Consider the following 4,589-nt stretch of genomic DNA (forward strand, 5'->3'; position numbering starts at 1 on the left):
TTGAGCTTGATATTCTTGCCCGCCATGAACTTAGCCGAGGCGGTTTGGGCCGATCCGGTTTTGCCGCAAACCTCGATCCCGGGTAGCTTCGCGCGGCCGCCGGTGCCTCCCGGCTCGTTCACCACCGCGCACATCCCGCCGATGGAATCATCCAAAGCGCGTTGCGATATGGGCAGGATGTTGGGCTTGATCTTCATCGAATCCGGGCGAAGCAGATGCGGACGATACCACTTCCCGCCCGCCCCGATCGATCCGATGGCGGCGGCCAGCTGCAGCGGCGTAACGGTCGTGTAGCCTTGTCCGATGGCCACCGAAATCGTTTCGCCCGCGTACCACTTTTGCCGCAGCGTTCGAATTTTCCAGGCGGACGAGGGCATGGTCCCGGCAAGTTCATTGGGTAAGTCGATTCCCGTCTTACGCCCGAGTCCGACCATCTCGGCGTAATGGCTGATCGTATCGATCCCCATCTTATTGCCTAAGTTGTAAAAGTAGACATCGCACGATTGCTGGATCGCCCGATGCAGCGAAACCGTGCCGTGCCCTTTGTGCTGCCAGCATTCGTAGTAATGCCCGTAGAACGACGCGCCGCCGGAACAGTGGAAATCGGTATCCTCATCCACCGTTCCGCTGTCGATCCCGGCGACGGCCATAATCGGCTTGAAGGTCGATCCCGGTGCGAGCTGCGCCTGAATCACGCGGTTGAGGAGCGGGCCGTCCGGATCGTCGGCATACTCGCGCCAGTCTTTGGTCTTGATGTGTACGGCGAAGCGATTGGGATCGAAGGTCGGCCGCGACACCATGGCCAAAACTTCGCCATTCTGCGGATTCAGCGCGACCGCCGCGCCGATGCGGCCCTCCATGGCGAGCTCAGCCACCACTTGGAGATCGAGATCGATCGTTAGCTGCAGCCGGTGTCCCGGCACCGGATCTTTATTGCCCAGCACGGCCCGTTCGTTCCCGCGGCTATCCACCAGCACCTGGCGCTGCCCGTCGATGCCCATCAAGATGTCGTTATACTGATGCTCGATTCCGGACTGGCCGATCACATCGCCGGGCTTGTAGTTTGCATAGGCGGGATCGTCCAATTCCGCCTCGCTGATTTCTCCCGTATAGCCCAGCACATGCGCGGCGAATCCGTTCTGCGGATACAGGCGGCGCTGCGCCTGGATTAGTTCGAGCTCCGGGTAGAATTCGGGGTCGCGATGCGATTCGACGAAGGCGAGTTCCTCCGGCGAAAGATCATCCTTTACTAAGAGCGGCTCGTAAGTCGGGCGCTTGCTGAACCGCTGCAGCTTCGTTTTCAAATCTTCAAGGTCGAGATTCAGACCCGCTGCAATGCCGGGCAGGTGCTCCCATTTCAGGTTTTCGCGCGCGATCAACAGCGACCACGTCGAGTGATTATCGACGATGACGCGCCCATCGCGATCCAGGATTTTGCCGCGGGCCGCAAGCAGCGGCGTGGCTTTTATCCTGTTCCGTTCCGCCATCTCGCTGTAGCTTTCCTGCTTCTTCACTTGAAGTTCCCAGAAGCCGCTAATCAGGAACAGGAAGATACCGATCGCAAGGTATTGAAAAGCCGCAATTTTCGCGGATGATCGCTTCGGATCATCGGCTCGAATGGGGTGATCAGCCGGGGTGGTAATTACGGGCGGAACAATGGGCGTGGACACTGGTTTGATACAAGACGTTTACTACACGACGCTTAAAACAGGATCCGGTACGTTACTGAGCCGCGACGGCGACGGAGCGGTTATCACCACAAGCATTACTCTCGTTCCTTCAGTTTATCTAAAAAGTGGAAAAGCGCCAGACCGACGATGGCGTTGAGCGCCGCAAGGATCAGTTCCTGCCGCCAATCGAAGCTAAGATGCTTCGAAAGTAAAGCGCGAGACATCACCCAGAATAGAAACTCCTGGAAGTAGAAGAACACGTAACAGGCGACCAGGCGGACGAACGGGGAGCTGACGTCGATGCGCGCGCCCAGCGACGCCGCGAAAAAGCCGACCAGCGTCTTGGCAATGCCATACATCCCCAGCGGATTGTAGGCGAGCGCGTCCTGAGCAAGTCCCATCGCGGAACCGACCAGAATGCCGTTCACGGCGGAGTGGCGCATCATCGCGAAGTAAATCGTGACGAGCAGCGTCAAGTCTAGAAACTTCAGCGGATCCCAAAACTGCGGGACATAGCTTTGGAAAACAAGCACGGCTAGCGGGACCGCGACCAATACCCAGCCGCGAAACTGCGAAACCCGGCTATCGTGCTGCAGCGATAGGATGTCGTCGCCGGAATTCATTGTGGGGGCGCCGATTGGGGAGGAGCCGGCTGCGGAGGTGCGGATGCATCGGGCTCCGGCGCGGGAGCGGCGGTTACCGGAGCCGGCTTCACCGGTTTGGGAGCTGCCGGGTGTTGAGCTGCCAGCGGAACCGGGGTAGCGGCGTTCGCCGTCGGCGCGTTCGGCGGTTTTTGATCGGTCGCGACGTTCCTCTGATCGGTTGCAATATTGAAGTTCGGTACATTCCCCTCGCCGTACTTATGCCCTTCCAGCGTGCCGATCTTCTCGTACTTCTGGCGCAGGCGATCCGCGTCCGTCGAGAGCACCACCGGCTCTTTCGCCACGCCCGCTTTCTGCTCCGGGGGCGGCGGACCCATATAGATCTTCTCGTCCTTCGGCGGTTCCTGGTAAGCCGGAATCGGCTGATGCGTCCCTTGCAGCACGATGAGCACTTCTTCCGGTCCGTTCTGTAACCCCGACGGATATAGAAGGATGTTCTTGAACTCCTGACCGTCGCGCACCACATCCGCCTTACCTACCGGCAGGCCGCGCGGAAAGATGCGGTCGTCACCCGAAGTGAAAAACTCTTCGCCGACATCCACATTCTCTTCGTTCTGAACGTTGTCGACCTTGCACTTACCGGAGCCCACGCCGCGCAGAATGCCGCGAATGTGATTCTTCTGCGAGACCACGCCGGCGGCGAACTCGGGGTCCGTCACCAGCAGCGCCTGCGAGGCCGTCGGGTACGCCTCCAGCACCTTGCCCACGATCCCATCCGGCGTGATGATCGCCATCCCTTTTTCGACCTCGCTGTTCGATCCGCGGTCGAGCAGCACAATCTTATTGGTGGCCGACGTCGCCGCCCCGATGATCCGCGCAGCCAGCAGCCGGGAAGGCGACTCGCGCTCAAACGCGGCCAACGCCTTCACGCGATCGGCCGTGTTCAGTTCCGTCTTCAGAAACTGATTTTCGATCTTCAGCTTCGACATCTCCGCGTGCATATGCTCGTTCTCAATGCGCGCGGAATGCAGATCGAAGTAGTTATGGAAGACGCCATAGACCGCGCCGCGCGTCGTCTCCGCCACCTGCGCGATGGGCGTGATGGCCCAGATCGCCCACACGCGGATCAGGCGAAGGTCGTTGTCGTTCTTGACCTGGTACGCCAGCAGGATGAGTTGGCCGACCAGCATGACCAGCAGCAGGGTGATGCTGCGGTATCTGTTCAGCATGGAATCCATCTCAGTTCAGCTTACCTAGTTCACACGAGCTTCGCGAGCGGTTGGCGTGGTAAGCGCTTTAACCGTCAGTCGATGGAGATTTTACGCAGCAGGCGGAAATCGCTGAGCATCTTTCCGGTGCCCAACACAACGGAAGCCAGCGGATCGTCCGCAATGGACACGGGCAGCCCAGTCTCCTCACGGATGCGCTTATCCAAATTCTTGAGCAGCGCCCCGCCGCCGGTCAGCACGATGCCGCGGTCGCTGATATCCGCGCTCAATTCCGGCGGCGTGCGCTCCAGAGCCACGCGGATCGCATTCAGAATCGTCGCCACGTTCTCCGCCAGCGATTCCCGGATCTCCGAATCTTCGATGGTGAGTGTCTTGGGCACGCCCTCGATCAGGTTGCGGCCTTTGATCTCCATGGTGAGCGGCCGATCCAGCGGATACGCCGAACCAATTTCAATTTTGATGGCTTCCGCCGTGCGCTCGCCGATCAGCAGGTTGTACTTGCGCTTCAGGTACTGCATGATGGCGTCGTCCATCTCATTCCCCGCGACGCGAACCGAGCGCGAGTAGACAATGCCGGATAGAGAGATAACGGCGACATCCGTCGTACCGCCGCCGATATCGACGACCATGTTTCCCGAAGGTTCCGTAATCGGCAGCCCGGCGCCGATGGCTGCCACCATGGCCTGTTCCACCAGATGCACTTCGCTGGCTTTGGCGCGATAAGCGGAGTCCATCACCGCGCGCTTCTCCACCTGCGTGATCTCGCTCGGAACCCCGATGACGATGCGCGGATGCACCAGCATCTTCCGGTTGTGCGCCTTCTGAATGAAGTAATTCAGCATGCGCTCGGTCACTTTGAAATCGGCGATGACGCCGTCTTTCATCGGACGGATCGCGACGATGTTACCGGGCGTGCGCCCCAGCATTTCCTTCGCTTCTTTGCCGACCGCTTCCACCTCGCCGGTGTTCTTATTGAGCGCGACAATGGAGGGTTCGTTGACAACGATTCCCTTCCCCTTGGCGAAAACAAGAGTGTTTGCAGTACCGAGATCGATGGCGAGGTCGGACGAGAAGAGGCTAAAGAGCGA

The 4,589-nt window shown here is 59.5% G+C and carries 4 protein-coding genes; all 4 read right to left on the bottom strand.

Features of this window, described 5'->3' with window-relative positions:
* Positions 1-1,670, bottom strand: a 1,670-nt coding sequence (mrdA, locus tag H1Y01_RS18150) for a penicillin-binding protein 2 (protein WP_180542058.1), incomplete at its 3' end; no start/stop codon positions are given.
* 95 nt (positions 1,671-1,765) lie between these two features.
* A complete protein-coding gene (gene mreD, locus H1Y01_RS18155; protein ID WP_180542060.1) occupies positions 1,766-2,293 on the bottom strand; it encodes a rod shape-determining protein MreD in 528 nt (175 codons plus the stop codon).
* A complete protein-coding gene (locus H1Y01_RS18160; RefSeq protein ID WP_180542062.1) occupies positions 2,290-3,501 on the bottom strand; it encodes a rod shape-determining protein MreC in 1,212 nt (403 codons plus the stop codon). The genes mreD and H1Y01_RS18160 overlap by 4 nt, the downstream gene beginning before the upstream one ends.
* A 74-nt stretch (positions 3,502-3,575) precedes the next feature.
* On the bottom strand, positions 3,576-4,589 hold a 1,014-nt coding region (locus tag H1Y01_RS18165), incomplete at its 5' end, for a rod shape-determining protein (protein WP_257644474.1).

Origin of the sequence: Nevskia soli, assembly GCF_903970205.1 — a bacterium.
Classification (GTDB): domain Bacteria; phylum Acidobacteriota; class Terriglobia; order Bryobacterales; family Bryobacteraceae; genus Bog-113.

What these genes read in the sequence shown, in the direction of transcription:
- H1Y01_RS18160 (WP_180542062.1), bottom strand. Translation starts at nt 3,501, where the DNA reads ATGCTGAACAGATACCGCAGCATCACCCTGCTGCTGGTCATGCTGGTC.
- mreD (WP_180542060.1), bottom strand. Translation starts at nt 2,293, where the DNA reads ATGAATTCCGGCGACGACATCCTATCGCTGCAGCACGATAGCCGGGTT.